We start from the raw sequence: 21,712 nt of genomic DNA, 5'->3' as shown, positions 1-21,712 counted from the left end.
GATTGGGATGGCTCAGAGCATAGTTTCAATTTTACCAGAAATACTAATGACGATATTTGGGTTATTGCTTATAGTAATAGATGTATTGGCTGCTGAAGATAAGAAAGCTGGAGTTGGATATTTTGGGATTGCATTTATAATTTTAGCCTTATTAGCATCCATCCCTCCCTTTAATGGATTTAAGATATTTGGATTCAATAAAATGATAGTTTGGGATGTATATTCATATGCTTTTTTTCTGACTTTCTCATTTGCTTATATATTAAGTACTTTAGGATCAGTAGATTACCTTAAAGAGCGTGGCATTAACAAAGGTGAGTATTATATTGTAATGTTTTTTAGTGTAATTGGAATGATGTTTATGGTAAGCGCCACAGATCTTACTGTTTTCTATCTTGGATTAGAGACTATGGCAATTTCAATGTATATACTTGCTGGCTACAATAAAAAAGATTTACTATCCAATGAAGCAGGAATTAAGTACTTCATCATGGGTGCATTTTCATCAGGTATATTTTTATATGGTTTAACATATGTATTAGGTTATACTGGAAGTACAAAGTATCATATTATTGCAGAATATATTAGAACTAATGGGTTGTCTCACTATAGTATTATATTTGGTCTAATTTTGATGTTTGCTGGGTTTGCATTTAAAATATCTGCAGTACCATTTCATATGTGGGCACCAGACGTATATAACGGAGCACCTACACCTGTAGCAGGGTTTATGACTGTTGCTCCAAAAGCAGCAGCATTTGGTGGTATGATAAGATTTCTAATGATTGCTGGTATGCCAGCTAGTTCAAAGTGGCAGCTATTCTTTGCAATTCTAGCAGTTTTGACTATGACATATGGTAACTTAGTTGCTATTGCGCAGAATAATGTTAAAAGGATGCTTGCTTATTCTGCTATTTCTCATGCTGGATATATGTTGATAGGTTTAGTTGCTGCTAATGACTATGGTTATAGAGCAATAGCTCTATATACAATGATTTATGCTTTTATGAATATAGGGGCGTTTACATTACTTGGTGTGTTGAAGAATAAAGGTATTATAGATGATGAGAGATTAGAAAGTTTTGCTGGATTAGCTAAAAAGCATCCATTATATTCACTAGCAATGCTTATCTTTATGTTTTCATTAGCAGGTATTCCACCTTTGGCAGGATTTATTGGGAAGTTTTATATTTTTATGGCAGCAATTAAGGCAAAAATATACTGGCTTGCTATTATTGGTGTGTTAAACAGTGCTATAGCATGCTACTATTATATGAGAGTTACAGTTTATATGTACTTTAGAGAAGCAGAATATGAGGTTGAAGCTAATGTAAGACCTGCTGCTTTTATAGCAACATTTATAGCAACTATTGTTGTATTGTTGTTAACAGTTTTCCCAAGCACATTTATAAATATTGTTAAAAATATGATTGTTTAAAGGTGAGACAATGAGTGAAATTACACTTAAAGAAGCTCTTGAGGATGCATTGCACAAAGAGCAGATGGCATATGAATTTTATATGCAACTTCATGATATGCTGAAAGATCTTGGTGCAAAGGCTATTATTAAAGAGCTTGCTAGTGAGGAAGTAAAACATAAAGAGATGATTGAAGAAGCTATTAAGACTGGTAAAATTGAGCATATAGGAATGGAAACAAAATATTATTCATCTGATTTAGGTATATCAAAAATGGTGCTACCACAGGTTATTACTGATGATATGTCAGTGCAGGATGTTTTAAGAATTGCTATGAAACATGAAGACAATTCACGAGTGTTTTATGAAAAATTAGCTGAAAAGTTTGCAGGTTCAGAAGCTGAAGAATTTTTCAGAAGGATGGCTGTAGAAGAAGCCACACATAGAAACAAAATTCAAAATATCTATGATGATATAGTTTATAATGAAAATTAGATAAAGGCCCTTTAAGGGCCTTTTTTTATATGTGATGTGGATACTTTGATACCCTAATTGCAGCTTCTAAGATTACTTTAAGTATTTCCTCATCACTAATCTTTTTAATGGCTGTACTTATGTCATCTGACACTTGATAATGTGGAGGAATTGTATTCAAAGTGATAGCAGCAACATCTAATACACAATCTCTACATGTACAAAATTCAGGGTGCTCTTCATAAAAATTTATTAGTAACTCCCAAACTCGTTTTTCATTAATATTTTTTATCTTATCAATATCATAAATGTTGATTTTAGACATAAATCCTCCTAAAATAATTTTAGTTATATTAAAACAGGAGGAGTTACTTTGCAAGAGGTTATTGCAGTAATAGGTGGAGGCAGTTGGGGGACAGCATTAGCAAATTTATTGACTGATAATGGGCATAAGGTAACATTATATGTACGAGAATATGAAGTTGTGGAATCAATAAATAAAAATTCTGAAAATAGTGTTTTTTTAAAAGGTATAAAGTTAAATGATAGTCTAAATTGTAAACAGTTTGATGACTTTGATGGGAATTGTGATAAAATTGTATGGGTTGTTCCTACTCAGTTTACGAGAGACACAATAGTCAAATTTGGTGAGAAGCTGATAAAAAAAAATATTATTGTAGCTACTAAAGGGATTGAAATAGAATATAAAAAATTTGTAAATGAAATATTTGAAGAAATATTAGGAATTGATGTTTCGGTGATTTCTGGGCCATCATTTGCCAAAGAAGTAGCTAAGAGGATGCCAACTGCTGTGAGTATTGCATCAAAAGATATAAATAAGGCCATAGAATGGCAAAAAATATTTTCAAATAAATATTTTAGATGTTATGCTGTTGATGATGTTATAGGAGTTGAAGTTTGTGGCTCTTTAAAAAATGTAATTGCAATTGCTACAGGGATATCAGATGGCTTAGGATTTGGTCATAATGCAAGAGCTGGTATTATTACTAGAGGCCTCAGGGAAATAACAAGATTGGGGCTTAAAGTGGGTGGGAAACTGGAAACATTTATGGGGCTGTCAGGTGTGGGTGATTTGGTTTTGACTTGCACTGGGGATTTGAGTAGGAATAGAACTGTGGGTATTAAAATAGGTATAGGGGAAAAAGCTGAAGATATTTTGAAAGATATGAAGATGGTAGCTGAGGGTGTTTTTACTACTAAAGCTGTTTATGAACTATCAAAAGATATAGATGTTGAAATGCCAATTACTGAAGAGGTATATAAAATTATTTATGAAGGTAAAGAACCGATTAAATCGTTTTATGATATAATGGAGAGACCACTCAAGGTAGAAAATATATAAAACAGGAGGAGTTATGTTTGAAGGTGGTAAGTATATCTGGAAAGATGGAAAATTATTGAAGTGGGAGGATGCCACAACACATGTATTGACTCACACTCTGCATTATGGAGTAGGCGTTTTTGAGGGGATAAGATGTTATGAAACAGATGAGGGACCAGCAGTATTTAGGCTAAAAGAACATGTTAAACGACTATTAGAGTCAGCGAAGATCTTTTTGATGAATGTGAATTATACCGTTGAAGAATTAAGTGATGCTATATTAGAGACTATTAAGGCAAATGAATTAAAGAGCTGTTATATAAGACCAATAATTTATTATGGTTACAAAAGTTTGGGGTTAGCAGTTGATAATAATTATCCTGTAGAAACAGTGATTGCTGCATGGAGTTGGGGTGCATATTTAGGAGAAGAAGGTTTGCAAAATGGTATAAGAGTAAAAACATCAAGCTTCAATAGATTTCATGTTAATACAATTGCAACAAGAGCTAAAGCATGTGGAAATTATATTACATCTGTTCTTGCAAAAAGAGAAGCACTGATGTCAGGTTATGATGAAGCTCTATTTTTAGATCCAGATGGGTATGTTGCAGAAGGTAGTGGAGAAAATGTTTTTATAATCAAAGATAATGTTATTAGCACCCCACCTGTTACATCTATTCTTAAAGGTATTACAAGGGATTCAGTAATGAAAATTGCTAAAGATTTGGGCTATGAAGTAGTTGAGAGACGATTTACAAGGGATGAAATGTACATTGCAGATGAAGCTTTTTTTACAGGAACAGCAGCTGAGGTAACACCTATAAGGGAGCTTGATGGGAGAGTAATTGGTGCTGGTAAAAGAGGACCAATTACTGAAAAGATACAAAGTATGTTTTTTGATATAGTAAAAGGTAAAGTTGAAAACTATAAGAACTGGTTAACACTGGTTAAATGATTGTTATTATTGATGGTCATTCAGTAAGTTATAGAATATTTTACAAGACTCCCCTTTTAAATAACTCAAAAGGGGAGCCTACCTCTGTTTTGCATTCTTTTATAAATTTGATTATTTCATTGAAAGAAAAGCTAAATCCAGAAAAAATATATGTTGTATTTGATAGTAAAGGTGAAACTGAAAGACATAAGATTCATAAAGAATACAAAGCACAAAGAGAAAAAACACCTGAAAACTTGATTCCACAAATAGAAAATCTTAAAAAAATATTACCCTATTTTGGAGTATACGTAGCATATCAAGATGCAACTGAGGCAGATGACATAATTTTTACTCTAATACAAAAGTACAAAAAGGAGAATATATATTTAATTACTAAGGATAAGGATTTGTTTCAACTTGTTAATGATAGGGTTTTAATTTATGACTATCAAAATGAAGAGATAATTAATAGGGACAAAGTAAAAGAAAAGTTTGGCGTATATCCTGAGCAAATTAAAGATTATTTAGCTTTAAGTGGAGATCAATCGGATAATATCCCTGGAGTAAAAGGGGTTGGTGTAAAAACTGCTGAAAAATTGATCAATGAATTTGGTAGCTTAGACAACGTGTATCAAAATATTGAATCGATTCAGGGGAAATTAAAAGAGAAACTTTTAAAGGGCAAAGATGAAGCATATTTTAGCTTGGAATTAGTAAATTTACAGTACATTGAAAACTTAGAAGTTTACCCGCCAGTAAATGACGATAAGGGATTAAAAAATATTTTAGAACATTTTGAACTAAAAACAGTGATTAAAAGATTATTTAACGAGGATATAACTGAAACAATTGATGAATATGAATTAGTAGATATAGTCTGTGAAATAGAAAATAAGTTAGTAGGGTTTATAGATAAAAAAGTAGTGTATAAAATTGATGACGTAAAGGATATTGAATATTTTTATGATTTAAAAGAGATAAAAAAGAAAGTAGAATTGGATATAGATGAAAATTTGAAAGATATAAAAGTAATTTCATGGATAAATGATCCTGATTCAGGAGGGATAAAAAAGCATAAAGATGAGCAAATAGAGGTTTTTGTAAAAAGGGTTTCTTCACTAGCTAAAAGTGAATTTAAAAAATTAAAAGAGAACAAATTAGTAAAGCTTTATAAAGAGATTGAACTGCCTGTGATTGATATTTTATTTGAAATGGAGAAGCATGGGATAAAAATAAATGAGAAAAAAGTTTATGAAATTAATGATGAATTAGAAGAAAATTTAAAAGAGATAGAACGTAAAATTTTTGATTACTGTAAGGAGGAGTTTAATTTAAATTCACCAAAGCAGTTATCCTTTATACTTTTTGAAAAGTTAGGCCTGGAGCCTGCTAAAAAAACTAAAACAGGTTTTTCAACATCAGAAGAGGCACTACAGGAGCTTAAATTTAAAAATCCGGGACACGTTGAGTTGATAGATTATATTTTAAAATACAGAGAATTAAGCAAATTAAAAAGTACCTATACGTTAAATTTGCTAAACTATATGGCTGATGATAAAAGGATACATACAACATTTAAGCAAACAGGAACAGCAACAGGGAGAATAAGTTCTATAAACCCAAATTTGCAAAACATTCCTGTAGGTTCTATTTATGGAAAAAGGATAAGGGAGTGTTTTGAGGCAGAGAAAGGGTATAGATTTGTCAGTTTTGATTATTCACAGATAGAACTTCGGATTCTTGCAAGTCTTTCTAATGACGAAAATTTAATTGATGCATTTATAAATGATGAAGATATTCACAATAAAACAGCAAAAGAAATTTTTGGTGTAGAAGAGGTTGATCCAAAACATAGAAGACTTGCAAAAGCAGTAAATTTTGGAATTATTTATGGATTGAGCCCATATGGGCTTGCTCGGGATACAGGGATCACACAAAGTGAAGCTAAAGTGTTTATCGAAAGATATTTTAATTTATATCCTGGTGTTAAGAATTATATTGATTCCATTATTAAAGAGGCCAAAGAAAAAGGTTATACAGAAACTATTTTGGGAAGGAAACGGTTTATTAAGGATATAAATAGTGCAAACAGAATGCTGAAACAAAGAGCAGAAAGGATTGCCATCAATGCACCTATCCAGGGATCTGCTGCTGATATTATTAAACTTGCGATGATTAATATATATAAATATTTACAAAAAACACAAATTGATGTTAAAATGATATTACAGATACATGATGAATTATTATTTGAAGTAAAAGAAGATATTGTAGAAGATTTTGTGCAAGAGTTTAAAAATAGGATGGAGAATGTTATTAAACTCAAGGTTCCTTTAAAAGTGAATTATTCTACAGGAAAAAACTGGGGGGATCTGAAAAATTGAGTAAACTCAACAATATATTAAAAGAAAATCAGGAACTAAAAAGGGAGCTCGAAGGTATTTTGGAGCTCATAAAAGAAAATGAGATTAAGCAAAAAGGGTTTAAAGTTATAGAGTATGCATTTCTCTTATCGGAAAGTATAGAAGATTTGGCAGAAAAGCCTTTAAAATATTTAGAAGAAATATTTGAAATCGATAGAGCGACACTATTTATTGATAGAGAAGTTTTTAATTTTGATAGGGAAGCAGATGAAATAAATGATAGAGTTTATTTTGTAAATGGAAAGATTTTTAAGTATTTTTTTCTTGAAAAAAGAACATATTCGGGGATGGGGAGAGCAAATTTTATTTCTGAATTTGATGTTTTCAAGGAGATGAATTCATATCTTATTTCTCCTATTATTGAAGATGGCAAAATTATTGGTTCTCTAAACCTTTATTCGAGAGATCCTAAAAAGTTTATAGAGACAAGAAGTACGGATTTTGTTAAAGATCTATGTTTTAAAATTTCAATTGCCTTAAGAAAGCTATACGATTCTGAAAGGCTTTCAAAACAGATGCTTTTAGATTTTCTCACCGGTTCTTTCAATAAACTTGCACTTTATGATTTTTTAGAGCGTTTTACTAATATGTTTAAAAGATACAAAAAGCCATTTGCCTTTGTATTATTAGATATTGATAATTTTAAATGGATAAATGATAACAAAGGGCACCTTTTTGGTGATGAATTTCTAAAAAGTTTTACAAGCGTATTACAAAATTCTTTTAGAAAAGCGGACATTATTGGAAGATTTGGTGGTGACGAGTTTTATCTCATTTTGCCAGAAGCTAATTTGGAAATGGTAAAGGGCGTAAGCCAGAAAGTTTTTCAAGTGTTAAATGAAATATTAGAAGAGTTTGATCTAGTAGATAAAGTTGGTGTGTCAGGTGGGTTTGTGTTGATTCCTGATGATGAAATTAATGATGTTGATCCAGAGGCTATTTTGAAATTAGCTGATGAAAGGTTGTATAAGGCAAAAGAGAAGGGTAAAATGGCTATAATAGGGGTAAACGATGATATTTTTCCCTGATTCTGAGAAGATAAAAGATATAATAAATAGAGGAGAAGTATTAGAAGCGGATTATTTAGATACAGTGCAAGATATTTTAAATGATGTAAAATTAAATGGTGATAAAGCACTGATAAAATATACAAGCCAATTTGATAAATATAATTTAGAAGAAAAATTCTATTTTGATAGAGAAGAGTTAAAAGTTTTTTTTGATGAGATCCCAGAGGATTTAAAAACAGCTTTTGTAAATGCAAAAGGCAATATAGAACTTTTTCATAGCAATCAAAAAGAGAAAACTTTTTTAGTGGAAAGTAAGGGAGCTATTTTAGGACAGAAGGTTACACCTATAGATAGTGTGTCCGTCTATGTCCCTGGAGGAAAGGCGAGTTATCCGTCAACTGTTTTGATGAATGTAATACCAGCAAAAGTTGCTGGAGTAAATAGAGTCGTTATGACAACCCCTGCTTCAAATGGTGAAATTAATAGACTTGTTTTAGGGGTAGCGTATCTTGCTGGTGTGGATAGAGTTTATTTAATTGGTGGGGCTCAAGCTATTGCAGCTGTTGCTTTTGGTACAGAATCTGTAGAAAAGGTTGATAAGATTGTTGGTCCAGGCAATATCTATGTGGCTTTAGCAAAGAAGTTGGTTTTTGGATTAGTAGATATAGATATGATAGCTGGGCCAAGTGAAATTTTGATAATTGCTGATGAAAGTGCAAACCCGAAATATGTTGCTGCAGATATGCTTTCTCAGGCTGAGCATGATGAGCTTGCAAGTGCTATCACTATCACATGGGATAAGGAACTTGCTATAGAAATAGAAAAAGAGTTAGATTTCCAGCTAAAAAAATTAAATAGAGCAGATATTGCAAGGAAATCGCTGGATAAATTTGGTGGGATACTTTTGGTTGATAATTTAGATGAAGCTATTGAGTTTGCAAATTCGATAGCTCCAGAGCATTTAGAGCTAGCAGTAAAAAACCCTTTTGAACTACTTTATAAGATAAAGCATGCTGGGGCAATTTTTATGGGACACTTTACTCCTGAGGCCATTGGAGATTATTTTGCAGGACCAAACCATACATTACCTACAGGTGGTACTGCAAGATTTTATTCGCCACTTGGTGTTTATGATTTTGTTAAAAAAAGTAGCATAATTAACTGCTCTAAAGAGTATTTAGACAAGTATGGCAAATTGATTGTTAAAATGGCTGAGAGTGAAGGGCTCGAGGCTCATGCAAATTCTATAAAAGTGAGATTAGAGGGGCGGGATGGATTTTAGTGTTTTTGATAACTTTAATGATCCTGTAGTTATTACCGATTTGGAGTTTAATAAGGTTTATGCAAATGAGTCATTTATCAAAATAAAAATTGGTGATGAGCTTTTTGATAAATCAGTAAAAATCTATAAACAAACTGGAAAAAGTTTATTAGACGTACATGTGGATAGAAGTAATTTTAGAGTAAAAGTTAGTCCTTATAAAGACAATTTGATTTTTGTTTTTGAAGATCGTAGTAACATTAACCAGTTTGTGGAAAAGTTTTTTACTTTGAATTCTATTATAAACCAGGCTCCAGTGGGGATTATTATCACTGATAAAGATGGAAATATTAAGTTTGTAAATAACGGTTTTGAAAAAATGACAGGATTTACATTTAATGAAGTTTGTGGAGAAAATCCTAGAATTTGGAAAAGTGGAGAGCACAGTAGAGAATTTTATAAGCACTTGTGGGATACAATTTTATCAGGGAGAAAATGGGTTGGTGAGTTTAAAAACAAGAAAAAAGATGGTACTTTTTATATGGATAGAAGCGTTATTTTCCCAATAGTTGATTCTAATGGTGAAATAATAGAGTTTTGTGGGATAAAACAGGACATTACTGAGATGAAAAGGCTTGAGAAGAATTTGATTCAAAATGAAAAGAATATAACACTTGGGAGATTTGTAGATAACATTGCTCATGATCTAAAGAATATGTTAACTGGAATATTTTCTATATGTGATTATTTAAAGAGTAAAACGCTGAGTGAAGATATAAAATGTATGGTGGAGCAGATTTATAAGTATACAAAAGTGATGGATGAGTTTATTTCTACTATGAGAAATGTTGGGAATAAAAAAGATATTATTGATATAGATTTTTGTAGGTACTTATCAGAAAATAAAGATTTTTACAGAAGGATAATAGGTAAAAACATAAAGATAGATGTACAGTGCGACTGTCATTGCTGTGGGTTTATGAGTAAGACACATTTAGACCAGATATTTTTAAACCTTTTAGTAAATGCTAGAGATGCAATTATGGAGAAATATGAAGATGGAAATGGTGGTCTGATTACTATAAAGATTAATTGTATTAGTGAAAATATATTTATTGAAGTTACAGATAATGGAAATGGTATACCTGATGATATTATCGATAAAATATTCTCATTAAGTTTTACCACGAAAGATGAAGGGACAGGGGTTGGACTTTTTATAGTAAAGAGTATTGTTGAGCAGTATGGTGGCAGTATAGAAGTGGAATCAGGATTAAATAAAGGGACAACTTTTAAGGTTAAGCTACCGGTTTTAGATAAAGTGTGTAGTTGCGATTAACTTTTAAATTGATTTATTACTCCGAGAATACCTTCTCTGATATAATGTATCGATATAGCTGCCAGAATAAGACCTATAACCTTTGTTATTACATCAGCTACATTTTGACCTAAAAGTTCTAAAATCTGTCTTCCAAAATATAGTATAACATATGTTAGAATAAAAGCAATTATCCCAGAAATTAATGTGGGTAATACTCCCACGGTTCCTGTTAACACTATTGTTGCAGTAATAACACCAGGTCCGACCATTATAGGGGTTGCAAAAGGGACAATACCCGAAATCTTTTCGCCATATTCAGACTCATTATTACCAAAAATTATTTGGATGGATATTAATAAAAAAAGTGCACCGCCAGCAATTCTAAAATCATGAACATCTATCCCAAAGAGCCAAAGGATACTACTACCTGCTACTGTAAATATTCCGATTAGAATAAAAGCTACAATTATAGATTTATTTAAAAGACTTTTTCTTTCTTTAACCGTCATCCCTTTGGTTAAAGCCATATATACAGGGATGATACCCACTGGATCAATGACTAAAAATAGTGTAGTAATGGACTTGAAATATAAAATTAGAATTTCTTTCATAATTTCTCAACTTTCATATCTATTTTTTTATTGCGAAACTTAATCCTTAACAGAACAAAATAAATTGCAGTAACAAGTAAAGTTGCAATAGGTGTCAAAATCTCTCCCAAATTTAGTTTAGTAGATATTATGTTTGAAACAATAGCTGTAAATAATATTAAAATTATAGGGATGATGTAAATCAAAAGAGCAGATTTATAAAGTGTTTTCTCTTCGATTGAAACAATAACATTATCACCCACATTAAAACCTTCTTGTAGTTCAAAATCAAAACTATTTGTTTCTTCAGTTATTCCACATGAGTCTTTATGCTCACAGCTACTACAACCAGCCTCTTTGGCAAACTGTATATACATTTTGTTGTTCTCTATTTTTACAATTGTTCCAATATGTTTTTTAATTCCCATAATCATCAATCCTTTTTATTCTATCAAGTAATGGTGGATGTGAATAATAAATTTTTACATACAAAGGGTGTGGAAAAGGGTTTGAAAGGTTATCTTTGTAAAGTTTTATTAAAGCGTTTTTAAATGATGTTGTTTGTTTGATTAGAGACAATGCATAAGCATCAGCCTGGTATTCAAATTTTCTTGAAATAGCAGAAAATATTGGTGAGATAATAAATTTTGCTGGAGATAAAAGAATTGAAATTATGAAAAAACCTGTAGCCAAAGATTTTTGAAAACCAAAAATCTCGTATATGAAATCTTTGTTTATTAAAGTATATGTGATATAAAAAGATGTGGTTATTATTAGAAAAGAGATGATTATATTTTTTACAATATGTTTGTGTTTAAAGTGGCCAAGTTCATGGGCAAGTACTGATACAATTTCATCACTGTTAAGTTTGTCCAAAATAGTGTCAAAGAGTACCACCCTTTTTTTTCTACCAAATCCTGTAAAGTAGGCGTTCCCATGTGTACTCCTTTTTGATGCATCCATTTTAAAAATTTTGTTCAAATCAAAGCCACTTTTTGTGGATAGCTCGTTTATTTTTTCAAGTAGCTCAGAGTCAGTAATTGGCTCGAATTTATTGAAAAGAGGAGCAATAAGTGTAGGATATAAATAGTTGATTATAATGATAAAGAAAAATACAAAGATAGAGCCTATAATCCACCAACTTTTTTCAAAATAATTGATAAATGAGATGATAGCAAAAAGTATTATTGAAAAAATGATAAAACTTATAATTGAAGAAAGAATCAAGTCTTTAAAAAATAAAGCAAGATTCATTTTGTTGAAGCCAAATCTTTCTTCAATAACAAACTGTTTATATAGAGCAAATGGTAAATCTATGAACCCCATTACTAATTGTATTCCAAATAAGAAAATTAGGGCCTGGATAAATTCTTTTGAAGAAATTGATAATACATAATTTGCGTATTGTTGTATAAGCCCAGAAACAAAAATGAAAATGATAAAAAGTGTATCGATAATAGATTTGAATGTTTCAAGGTTTATGTTTGCAGATTGATATTCAAGACTTTTATTCAAATCTTCCTGATTTAAAAAAGAGGGGAGTTGGTTATTTTTGCTTATTTTTTTGGCATAATTAATATTGATTTTATCTAAAATTATTTCCGCAATATCTAAAAGAGCTAAAATTAATAAAATTATATAACCTGCTAATGTCATAATTTTACCTGTTATATGTAAGCATTATTACACCAATTATTGTCAATACAACACCTAGAATATTGTATATGGAAACTTCGAAGCTGTTTATAGCAAATGGGTTAAATTTATCAAGTAGTAAACCGAGAATAAGTTGAACAGCAATTGTGATGCTTAAAGCTGCACTGACACCTATTTTTGGGACAGAATAAGTGATAACAAAAACAAAAAATGCTCCAAGGATACCACCAGTTAGATAAATTGGTGGTACTTCACCAATATGTTTAAAGCCTGAAAAACCTTTGAAAAAAAGAAAGATCAAAAGTGTAATGGTGCCTACAAAAAAAGATACGAAAGCACTTTCCAAAAAGCCTACATATTTAGCAAGTTTTGCATTTATTGATGCTTGAAGAGAAACAAATGTTCCAGCTACAGCAAGCAGCAGCATTACCAAATATTTGTTCATCTAACCTCCCTATAAAACAAGAAGACAGGTTATATCACAAACATTTGTGCCTGTCGGACCAGTTTTTATTAGACCGTTTACTTCTCTGAAAAAGTTGTAAGAGTCTGAATTAATCAAGCATTGTTCCATATCTAAATCTGCTTTTTTTACTTTTTCATAAACTTTATAATCAATAAATGCGCCTGCAGCATCTGTAGGGCCATCTATTCCATCAGTACCAAAGCTGAAAAACAAGCTGTTTTTTTCAAAACATTCTATTGAGTTTAAGAAAGATAAAACTAAATGCTGATTTCTGCCACCTTTACCACTACCTGTAACATTTACGGTGGATTCACCACCAGCAATAACTGCAACAGGTTTTTTAGAAGGGAAACCATCAAATAGTATATTTTTATAAATCCCAGCAAAAAGCGCTCCAAGTGTTTCTGCATCTTTTTGATAGTAAGAAGTGATAACTATAGTTTTAATACCTGATTTTTCTAGATATTTTTTTGCAAACGTTAGTGCTTCTTTATTACTTCCAATAATATGGTGATCTGGGGTAGATAATTTAACCTTTTCGTTTGTTTGTAAAAGGTTATATAGATTTTCAGTGAGAACTTTATTTAGATTATATTTTTTTAAAATTTTAGAAGTATTTTCATTTGATGGGTAGAGTGGTGCTGAGCCGATAAATTCTAATTTATCATTAACTACATCAGAAAGCACCAAGACAACAGTTTCTGATTTGATGAATTTTAGTAATTTACCACCTTTTACTTGTGACAATTTTTTTCTTATGCTGTTTAATTCGTTTATTGTTAGTCCTAGATTCATTAGTTTTTTTGTGATTTCATTTAATTCGTTTATAGAGATTTCATCAGTAGGTAATTCTAGTAGGGCTGATGTGCCACCACTTAAAAGATATATAACAAAATCATCTTTATCAAGGGAGCTTAAATAATCTATAAGTTTTTTTGTAGCATTAACAGATTTTGTATCTGGATAAGGGTGAGAGCCTACTAAAACATCTATCTTTTCAAGCTGATAAGGGAAATTTGAAATGATTAATCCTCCAGCAAGTTTTTCCCCGAGTATTTCAATTAAACCTTTTGCCATGTAAACAGATGCTTTACCAGAGCCAACTATATAGATTTTCTTATCTTTGATGTCATATTTTTTATCGTTAATTACTAAAGTATTACCATCAACTTTTACCTTTTCTTTTACCAGATTTGCTGGCGATATATGGTTTATTAGATTTTTTAAGAGATCATCTAAAAGTTTTTTCATTTTTTTGGCCTTCAATAACTATGACAAAAGGTTTTTTTTCAAAATCTTTTGTTTTTTCTAATAATTCTTTCGCTTTTCCTCTAAGTGTTATCTCATCTTTCAAACCTAAGTTAAAAGAGATGGAAATCCTTCTGTTTATAAACTGTAGTTCTTCTAATATTTTTTCAAGAGTATATGGTCTTTCCATCAAAACAACAGTCTCTTTTTTATCAGCAATTTTCTTTAGAAATCTTTTTCGTTGAGGTTCCTTTTTTGGAGGGAATCCTGCAAAATAAAATTTTTCTGCATAAAAACCTGATACTGAAAGTGCTGTGGTAATGGATGATGGCCCTGGTAGTGAAATAATATTTACGCCTTTATTGTGGGCAAGGTCTATTAATCTGTATCCAGGATCGGCCACAGCAGGTACACCCACATCTGAAAAGATTACAGCCTTTTCATGCTCGAAAATTAAATCTAAAGCAAAAAGATAGTCATCTTCTCTTGAATGCTCATTAATCTGGATATATTCGCTACCTCTTTTATTTAAAAAAACCAAGAGTCGATGAATAAATTTTTTTTCTTCACCAATAAATAGAGAAATATTCTTCAAAATTTCAATTTGATATTGAGGCAATTGGTCAAATTGTTGAGATAATGGAGTTGCTAAAACGTATAAAGTTGTCACATTTCTATTCTGGCTTTATAACTTCTATCCCACCCATATATTTTCTTAAGACTTCAGGAACAACAACAGAACCATCTTCTTGCTGATAATTTTCTAATATTGCAAGGAACGTTCTACCTACAGCAAGTCCTGAACCGTTTAGCGTATGTGGGTATTCTGTCTTTTTGGTATCTTTTCTTCTAAATTTAATATTTGCTCTTCTTGATTGAAAATCTTTAAAATTACTGCAAGAAGAAATTTCTTTATAGGTGCCAAGGCCTGGGAGCCATACTTCTATATCATAAGTTTTAGCAGCAGAAAAACCTAGATCACCACTGCAAAGTGTCATAACCCTATATGGAATTTCTAATAGTTGTAATATTTTTTCTGCATCTAAAAGTAACTTTTCGAGCTCTTCATCTGAATCTTCCGGTTTAACTATTTTTACAAGTTCAACTTTATTAAATTGATGCTGTCTTATGAGCCCTCTAACATCTTTTCCATGACTACCAGCTTCTCTTCTAAAACATGGTGTATAGGCAGTCATATAAAGAGGAAGATCATCTTCACTTAAAATCTCATCAGCATAAATATTAGTAACTGGAACTTCAGCAGTTGGGATAAGATAAAGGTTATCCCTTTCACATTTAAATAGTTCTTCTTCAAACTTTGGAAGCTGACCTGTGCCAGTCATTGTTTTTTCATTTACAAGAAATGGTGGAATGATCTCTTGATATCCATTCTCACTTTGGACATCCAACATAAAATTTATAAGAGCTCTTTCGAGCTTTGCTCCAGTACCTTTATAAAGAGAAAATCTTGATTTTGCTAATTTTACTCCTCTTTCAAAATCTACGATATCAAGTTTTTCTGCAATATCCCAGTGAGGCTTTGGGTTAAAACTGAAATCCCTTTTAGCACCCCATTCTTTATATAAAACATTTGCAGATTCATCTTCCCCTATAGGTACAGAATCATCTATAAGGTTTGGAATTCTAAGTAAAATGTAATTTATTTGCTCTTCAATCTCTTTTAACTTATTATCTAAAATTTCTATCTCTTCTTTGATAGCTTTTACTCTTTGCTCTAAATGAGAAGAATCTTTTTTCTCCCTTTTTAGTTTGCCTATCTCTTTTGATTTTTCATTACGTTCTTTTTTTAATTCTTCTACTTTTTGAATTGTTTCCCTTCTTTTTTTGTCTAATATTAATAAGTTATCTAAATCAATTTCGGTATAACCTCTTTTTGCTGTTTTATCTTTAACAAGGTCTATATTTGAAATAACAAATCTTAAATCGAGCACTTATTCAACCTCCTTTGAGTTTTCTAATAGATATAAAAATGCTTGTAAGTTTTTATTATTAGCATCGATAAGTTTTGCTTTTTTTAATGCTTCTAGGGCAAACCCTAGATAACCAAGTTTATAAAATGTTATTGCTTGATTTATTAAGGCTTCAATGTATTTTGGTTTTCTTATTAACACCTGGTCATATTGAAATATGGCTTCTTCCAGTTTATTAGCATCTCTTAAAGCGTTTGCATATGCAAGTCTGATATCAGGAAATTCTGGTGCAAGCTTTAATGCCTTTTCATATTCTTCCAGGGCTTCATCATACATAAAAAGAGACAAATATTTTTTAGCTAATTCTGCATGTATATTAGCAAGTTTACCTATACAGTGTTTGTCAGCAATCCCTTTAATATTCTTGTTCTCTTTTAACATCTTAAAATACTTTTCAGCTTTTTCGTATTCTCCAATGCTATGATAAATAACTGTGATATTCATTAATGCTTCAGTATAATATGGGTTTAACTCTATGGCTTTTTCGTAAAAGTCAATTGCTCTGTTAAGATCATTGGAAATATAATATATAAAACCTAAAAAATTATAAACATCTGCAAAGTTATCTTTGTATTTGAGAAATTTTTCTAAATATTGTCTTGCTTTTTCATAATCTCCGGCTAAGAACTCTTCTTTACCTTTTTCATAAAAATAAAAGTAATTGTTGTTTTCCATTTTTACCCCAAATGCTTCTTTAAGTCCTTTAGTATCTTATTTATTTCAGGTAGTAATCTTGGGTCTTTTCTTTCCTTTAATAACTGGCTAAGGACTGAAACAGCTTTATCAGGCTTTTTAATATTAATTAATACTTTTGCATATAAAAGAGCTGCCTCTGGATAAACTTTTGTGTCTTTGTATTCTTTTAATATTTTTTCCAACCTTACTATTGCAGCTTTATCTTCACCGATCCTTACATAAAATTTTGCTACATAGAAATCTTTTTCTGCGAGCATATTTTTCAATTTTCTAAGTTTTGCAGGGATATTATATTTTTTTGAGAATTCAGGATATTTTGCATTTAATTTTAAAAAGGTATTGTAAGCTTCTCTAGTGTAAGATTGATCTCTGTCGATTGGTTGTAACATAGCATAATATGATAACCCTAGTCTTAGTAGTGCTCTTTTTGCATCTGGCTGATTTTCATATAATTCGAGATAGGATTTGTATGCAGCAATTGCATCATCATATTTTTCGTCTAAATAGTATGAGTCAGCCAAAAAGAGCTGAGCTTTTGCAGCCAATTCGGGCGTGTCAGCTTTTTTTAATGCTTCTTCAAATGCAGCTGCAGCTTTTTCATATTTTTTGTTTTGAAAGTAAGTTAAGCCTTCTTTAAAGTACGTTGCAGCATCTTTGTTTATCTCTTTTTTACCTGCGCATGCAAAGAGTAACAGTGTTATTATAAAACTAACAAGAACTTTTTTCATCTGTAACCTCATTTATGTATGGAGATTCTATTTTACAATATAAATCAGGATATACAACCCTTTTTATCTTGCATAAATATGGTCCAACTCCTGAGTCAGCAACACCATCTATGATATATACTTTACCATCTATATCAGGTGTTTGAAAGATAGCTCTACCCTCTACAATAAAATCAAAGTCGTCATTATATTTTTCTGCAAAGCAGAGTATTTTTTCTTTTTTGAGAGATTTGAGCCTTTCTGAAGTTATCTTTTTTTGAATTTTTTCAAGTTGCTTCACTCTTTTATTCTTTTCTCTTTTAGAAATTTGTCCATCCATAGTAGAAGCTTTTACTCCATCTTCTGGATAAAATGGGAAAAATCCAGCAAAATCTGGTTTAAATTCATGCAGAAAATCTATTATCTCATTAAATTCTTCTTCAGTTTCAGATGGGAAACCAACAATAAATGTGGTTCTTATAAATGCATCCTCACTTTTTTCCTTAATTAGTGTAAATATTTTTTTGATATGGGATGAGTTGAACTTTCTATTCATTAGCTTTAATATTCTGTCATTTATGTGTTGGATAGGTATTTCAAAATAATTTATAATTTTAGGGTTATTTAGTATTATATCGATAAGCTCTCCATCTACACCATCAGGGTTTAAGTAAAGGGTTCTAATATAGAAATCACCTTCTAAAGATGAAAGTTTTTCCAATAGAGGTTTTATCATAAAAGAGCCGTAGATATCTATCCCATATTTAGTGGTATCTTGAGAGATGAGTATAAGCTCTTTTACTCCTCCATCTATTAATCTTTGTGCTTCCTCTAATATATCTTCGATTTTTCTAGATTTTTGAGTTCCCCGTATTGATGGAATAGTGCAGTAAGAGCACCTATTCCTACAACCATCCGCAATTTTAAGATATGCAAAGCTTTGCGGATTGAGAATAACTCTGTTTTTAGAAAAGTATAAATTTTTTTCTGTTTGCTTAGGTTTAGAATTATTTTTTAGAAAATCTATAACAGATTTTAGTTCTCCCACACCTGTATAATAGTCCACAAAAGGGAATTCTTTTTCAAACTCATTTTTGTATCTTTCAACCATACATCCAGTTACTATAATTTTTTTCCCTTTTTCTTTGTATGATTCAAATTCTAAAATTGTTTCCACAGCTTCCATTACTGCTGGTTCAATAAAACCGCATGTGTTTATAATAATTGCGTCAGCTTCATCTGGATTATTTGTAAGCATAAAATCTTCATCAGTCATTTTACCAAGGAGAACCTCAAGGTCCACTTGGTTTTTTGGACAACCTAAACTTACTGAAGCTATTTTTATCGACATAAAATTTCCTTTGCTTTTTCACAATCTTTTTGAATTTGTTTTATTAAACTATTTACATCTTCAAACTTTTTTTCTTCTCTTATATACGAATGAAATTCCACTTCTATGAAATTGTCATAAATATCTTCATCGAAATCAAATATATGCGTTTCTACTCTAACTTCGTTTTTATTTACTAATGTTGGTCTTATCCCAATGTTTGTAACACTCAAATATTTTTTATTGTTTATAATGGTTTTAGTAGCATAGATACCGTTTGCCGGGATGAGTTCATTTTTCACAGATAAATTTGCAGTTGGGTAACCTAATAACCTGCCATATCCATCACCTTTTACTACCACCCCTTCTAATGTAAAAGGGCGTCCCAGCATTTTATTTGCAAGTTCCACATCCCCTTTTGATAACAGAGACCTGATGTTTGTGGATGAAACAATGATATCATCTATTTTGACAGGTGGTATTTTAAAAGCAGTGTATCCGTATTTTGTTTCCAGCATTTTCAGTAGCTCATAATCACCTTTTCTTTTTCTGCCAAAACGATAATCATAACCTACCACAATAAAACTTGCTTTAAGCGATTTTACAAGAAATTCTCTAATGAAAATCTCTGGATCCATGTTTGCTATACTTTCGTTGAAAGTTAGATTAAAAAAATAATCGATACCCAAACTTTCAAAAATTTTAATTTTCTTTCTTTCTGTCATAATTAGTTTGATATCTTTATTGAAAAATTTTATAGGGTGTGGAGAAAAAGTAACCACTCCTGATTTTAGGTTGAACTCTTTTGCTAAAGATAGGACCTTTTTAATGATAGTTTGATGGCCAAGGTGCACACCATCAAAATTACCTATGGTAATAATAGTAGATGAGTCAATCTTCCATTTTGATAAATCTTTTATAACTTCCATTGTAGGTGGAAAATATGCTAAATGATGATATTAATCAACAACTTTTTTATTCTAAATTTTCAATTATATCCTTTTTTAATGCTTTTAACTGATCTTCTGAGAGTTTTGATAGATCGATACCATCTAAAAGTTTTTCTATATCAGCCTTAGAAATCTCTTCGGAGTTAATTTCAGCTAAGACATCAGTTATAAAAAGGAGCTTTAATGCTTCTGGAGATAAAGTAACTTTGTCTAAAGATTGAGCAGGTGCTTTACTTAAAGTATCAGTTACTTTCCCAAGCTTCAACTGTCTATTGTATGTTCTTATAATGTTCGAAAGATTACTGAACTCAATTGACATCTTTTACCTGCTCCTATTAATATTTTAGGTTACTTTAAATCAATCGGCAATAACTTTTAAAACTTTAGAAAAAAAATAATGGGCTACCTAAATTTTTAGGTAGCCATCTTAATTAGCTAGCAATTGATGGTAGTTTTTTATGAAAATCCGTTATTTGCTGGAATTTATGCGCAAGATTCAATACTTTTTCCTCTTCAAAATAGTTACCCATTATCTGTAATCCGATTGGTAAATTGTTGTTGTCAAAACCACATGGGATTGAGATCCCACAGCCACCAAAAAGGTTTAATGATATGGTATAAATATCACTTAAATACATTTGCAATGGATCTGATGATTTTTCCCCTATTTTAAATGCAGTTGTCGGGGATGTTGGGGTTATTATTACATCTACTTCTTTGAAAGCATTTAAGTAGTCATTTTTTATTAATGTTCTTACTTTTTGTGCTTTTAAGTAATAGGCATCGTAATAACCTGCACTAAGAACATAAGTTCCAAGCATAATTCTTCTTTTTACTTCGTCTCCGAATCCAATTGATCTAGTTTTTTCATACATATCGATTAGGCCTTCTGCTTCTGCCCTAAAACCGTATCTGACTCCATCATATCTTGCAAGGTTACTAGAAGCTTCAGCAGTAGCAATAATATAGTAAACTGCAACAGCGTATTCTGTATGTGGGAGTGAAATCTCTTTTATTTCACATCCTAAACTTTCAAACTGTTTTATTGCCTCTAATACTTTTTCTTTTACTTCAGGTTGTATCCCTTCTCCAAAGAACTCTTTTGGAACCCCTATTTTTAAACCTTTTATATCTTTGTTTAAATTTGCTGTGTAATCTTTTGACTCAAATTTTGCAGAGGTTGAATCTTTTTCATCATGTTTTCCGATAATGCTAAGAAGTAGAGCTGAATCTTCAACATTATGTGTCAATGGTCCTATCTGATCTAAACTTGAAGCAAAAGCCACTAAGCCATATCTTGAAACTCTGCCGTAAGTTGGTTTTAAACCGCATACATTACATAGTGAAGCTGGTTGTCTTATTGAACCACCTGTATCACTACCCAAAGTGGCTGGAGCTAATCTTGCAGCAACAGCAGCAGCTGAGCCCCCAGATGAACCACCAGGGACTCTTTCCAAATCCCATGGGTTCTTAGTTTTCTTGTAATAGGAATTTTCACATGAGGAACCCATTGCAAACTCATCCATGTTGAGCTTCCCAAGTATTAAAAACCCCTTTTCTTTTAATAATTCCACAACTGTGGCATTATAAGGGGAATCGAAATTTTCGAGTATTTTGGAAGCACAGGTTGTAGGCATCCCTTTCGTTACCATATTGTCTTTTATTGCTATTGGGATACCTGCATATTCAGGTAGTTTTTCCCCTCTCGCTCTTTTTTCATCGATAATTTTTGCTTCATCTAAAATTGACTCATTTAAATAAAGATAGGAATCTATCTTTGTGTCGATATTTTTTATTCTGTCTAAATAAAACTTGTTAAGTTCATATGCAGATATTTGCTTTGTTTCAAGAAGAGTTTTTAGCTCATTGATTGTTTTATTAAGCAAGTCCAT

22 protein-coding genes are annotated in these 21,712 nt (G+C 31.2%); 8 read left to right on the top strand and 14 right to left on the bottom strand.

Annotated elements, in window-relative coordinates; genetic code table 11:
* The first annotated feature begins 7 nt into the window (after positions 1-7).
* Entirely contained in the window at positions 8-1,438 is a 1,431-nt protein-coding gene (locus tag DEFDS_RS09955; protein WP_013008668.1) for an NADH-quinone oxidoreductase subunit N, read from the top strand.
* A 10-nt stretch (positions 1,439-1,448) separates the two neighbouring features.
* Positions 1,449-1,913 carry a ferritin-like domain-containing protein gene (locus DEFDS_RS09950; RefSeq protein ID WP_013008667.1) on the top strand — a complete coding sequence of 155 codons (465 nt, stop codon included), beginning with the start codon at positions 1,449-1,451 and terminating at the stop codon, positions 1,911-1,913.
* A gap of 25 nt (positions 1,914-1,938) precedes the next feature.
* Here the strand turns inward: DEFDS_RS09950 and DEFDS_RS09945 are convergent, their stop codons facing one another.
* Complete coding sequence (locus DEFDS_RS09945) at positions 1,939-2,217, bottom strand: late competence development ComFB family protein (protein WP_013008666.1); 279 nt, start codon at positions 2,215-2,217, stop codon at positions 1,939-1,941.
* Positions 2,218-2,265: 48 nt separating this feature from the next.
* Between DEFDS_RS09945 and DEFDS_RS09940 the strand changes: the two genes are divergently transcribed.
* From DEFDS_RS09940 to DEFDS_RS09915, 6 genes are read left to right on the top strand one after another with little or no spacing between them, the layout of a single operon-like run.
* Positions 2,266-3,255 (top strand): NAD(P)H-dependent glycerol-3-phosphate dehydrogenase, encoded by a 990-nt coding sequence (locus DEFDS_RS09940; RefSeq protein ID WP_013008665.1) that lies wholly within the window; start codon positions 2,266-2,268, stop codon positions 3,253-3,255.
* Positions 3,256-3,268: 13 nt separating this feature from the next.
* Positions 3,269-4,189, top strand: coding sequence for a branched-chain amino acid transaminase (locus tag DEFDS_RS09935; RefSeq protein WP_013008664.1), 921 nt, complete (start codon positions 3,269-3,271; stop codon positions 4,187-4,189).
* Positions 4,186-6,555, top strand: a complete 2,370-nt coding sequence (gene polA / locus DEFDS_RS09930; RefSeq protein WP_013008663.1) for a DNA polymerase I — start codon at positions 4,186-4,188, stop codon at positions 6,553-6,555. Before DEFDS_RS09935 ends, polA begins: the two co-directional genes overlap by 4 nt.
* Entirely contained in the window at positions 6,552-7,622 is a 1,071-nt protein-coding gene (locus DEFDS_RS09925; protein WP_013008662.1) for a sensor domain-containing diguanylate cyclase, read from the top strand. The genes polA and DEFDS_RS09925 overlap by 4 nt, the downstream gene beginning before the upstream one ends.
* Positions 7,606-8,886 (top strand): histidinol dehydrogenase, encoded by a 1,281-nt coding sequence (gene hisD, locus DEFDS_RS09920; protein WP_013008661.1) that lies wholly within the window; start codon positions 7,606-7,608, stop codon positions 8,884-8,886. Before DEFDS_RS09925 ends, hisD begins: the two co-directional genes overlap by 17 nt.
* Complete coding sequence (locus DEFDS_RS09915) at positions 8,876-10,204, top strand: two-component system sensor histidine kinase NtrB (RefSeq protein ID WP_013008660.1); 1,329 nt, start codon at positions 8,876-8,878, stop codon at positions 10,202-10,204. Before hisD ends, DEFDS_RS09915 begins: the two co-directional genes overlap by 11 nt.
* On the opposite strand, the gene DEFDS_RS09910 is transcribed toward DEFDS_RS09915, so the two are convergent.
* The 13 genes from DEFDS_RS09910 to gatA all read right to left on the bottom strand — a co-directional run bounded on the left by DEFDS_RS09910 (position 10,201) and on the right by gatA (position 21,712).
* Positions 10,201-10,797, bottom strand: coding sequence for a MarC family protein (locus DEFDS_RS09910; RefSeq protein ID WP_013008659.1), 597 nt, complete (start codon positions 10,795-10,797; stop codon positions 10,201-10,203). The genes DEFDS_RS09915 and DEFDS_RS09910 overlap by 4 nt on opposite strands.
* Positions 10,794-11,204 (bottom strand): SoxR reducing system RseC family protein, encoded by a 411-nt coding sequence (locus DEFDS_RS09905; RefSeq protein WP_161595890.1) that lies wholly within the window; start codon positions 11,202-11,204, stop codon positions 10,794-10,796. Before DEFDS_RS09905 ends, DEFDS_RS09910 begins: the two co-directional genes overlap by 4 nt.
* Positions 11,194-12,432, bottom strand: coding sequence for a M48 family metallopeptidase (locus DEFDS_RS09900; protein ID WP_013008657.1), 1,239 nt, complete (start codon positions 12,430-12,432; stop codon positions 11,194-11,196). The genes DEFDS_RS09905 and DEFDS_RS09900 overlap by 11 nt, the downstream gene beginning before the upstream one ends.
* Positions 12,433-12,436: 4 nt before the next feature.
* Complete coding sequence (locus DEFDS_RS09895) at positions 12,437-12,877, bottom strand: DMT family transporter (RefSeq protein ID WP_013008656.1); 441 nt, start codon at positions 12,875-12,877, stop codon at positions 12,437-12,439.
* Between the two features lie 9 nt (positions 12,878-12,886).
* Positions 12,887-14,149, bottom strand: a complete 1,263-nt coding sequence (locus DEFDS_RS09890; protein WP_041223733.1) for a glycerate kinase type-2 family protein — start codon at positions 14,147-14,149, stop codon at positions 12,887-12,889.
* Positions 14,130-14,741, bottom strand: coding sequence for an SAM-dependent methyltransferase (locus tag DEFDS_RS09885; RefSeq protein WP_161595889.1), 612 nt, complete (start codon positions 14,739-14,741; stop codon positions 14,130-14,132). The genes DEFDS_RS09890 and DEFDS_RS09885 overlap by 20 nt, the downstream gene beginning before the upstream one ends.
* Before the next feature lie 79 nt (positions 14,742-14,820).
* Entirely contained in the window at positions 14,821-16,098 is a 1,278-nt protein-coding gene (serS, locus tag DEFDS_RS09880) for a serine--tRNA ligase (RefSeq protein ID WP_013008653.1), read from the bottom strand.
* Positions 16,099-16,812, bottom strand: coding sequence for a tetratricopeptide repeat protein (locus DEFDS_RS09875; protein WP_013008652.1), 714 nt, complete (start codon positions 16,810-16,812; stop codon positions 16,099-16,101).
* Between the two features lie 2 nt (positions 16,813-16,814).
* A complete protein-coding gene (locus DEFDS_RS09870) occupies positions 16,815-17,561 on the bottom strand; it encodes an outer membrane protein assembly factor BamD (RefSeq protein ID WP_041223732.1) in 747 nt (248 codons plus the stop codon).
* Positions 17,542-18,891, bottom strand: coding sequence for a 30S ribosomal protein S12 methylthiotransferase RimO (rimO, locus tag DEFDS_RS09865; RefSeq protein WP_013008650.1), 1,350 nt, complete (start codon positions 18,889-18,891; stop codon positions 17,542-17,544). Before rimO ends, DEFDS_RS09870 begins: the two co-directional genes overlap by 20 nt.
* Positions 18,882-19,799, bottom strand: a complete 918-nt coding sequence (locus DEFDS_RS09860) for a bifunctional riboflavin kinase/FAD synthetase (protein WP_013008649.1) — start codon at positions 19,797-19,799, stop codon at positions 18,882-18,884. Before DEFDS_RS09860 ends, rimO begins: the two co-directional genes overlap by 10 nt.
* A gap of 46 nt (positions 19,800-19,845) precedes the next feature.
* Entirely contained in the window at positions 19,846-20,139 is a 294-nt protein-coding gene (locus tag DEFDS_RS09855; protein ID WP_013008648.1) for a hypothetical protein, read from the bottom strand.
* Between the two features lie 112 nt (positions 20,140-20,251).
* The gene (gatA, locus tag DEFDS_RS09850; RefSeq protein ID WP_013008647.1) at positions 20,252-21,712 is read right to left on the bottom strand and encodes an Asp-tRNA(Asn)/Glu-tRNA(Gln) amidotransferase subunit GatA; all 1,461 of its coding nucleotides are present in this window, start codon (positions 21,710-21,712) and stop codon (positions 20,252-20,254) included.

It is taken from the genome of Deferribacter desulfuricans SSM1, assembly GCF_000010985.1.
GTDB lineage: Bacteria > Chrysiogenota > Deferribacteres > Deferribacterales > Deferribacteraceae > Deferribacter > Deferribacter desulfuricans.
Note: the sequence above shows the minus strand (reverse complement) of the source record. Positions and strands in the feature narration are given on the sequence as shown.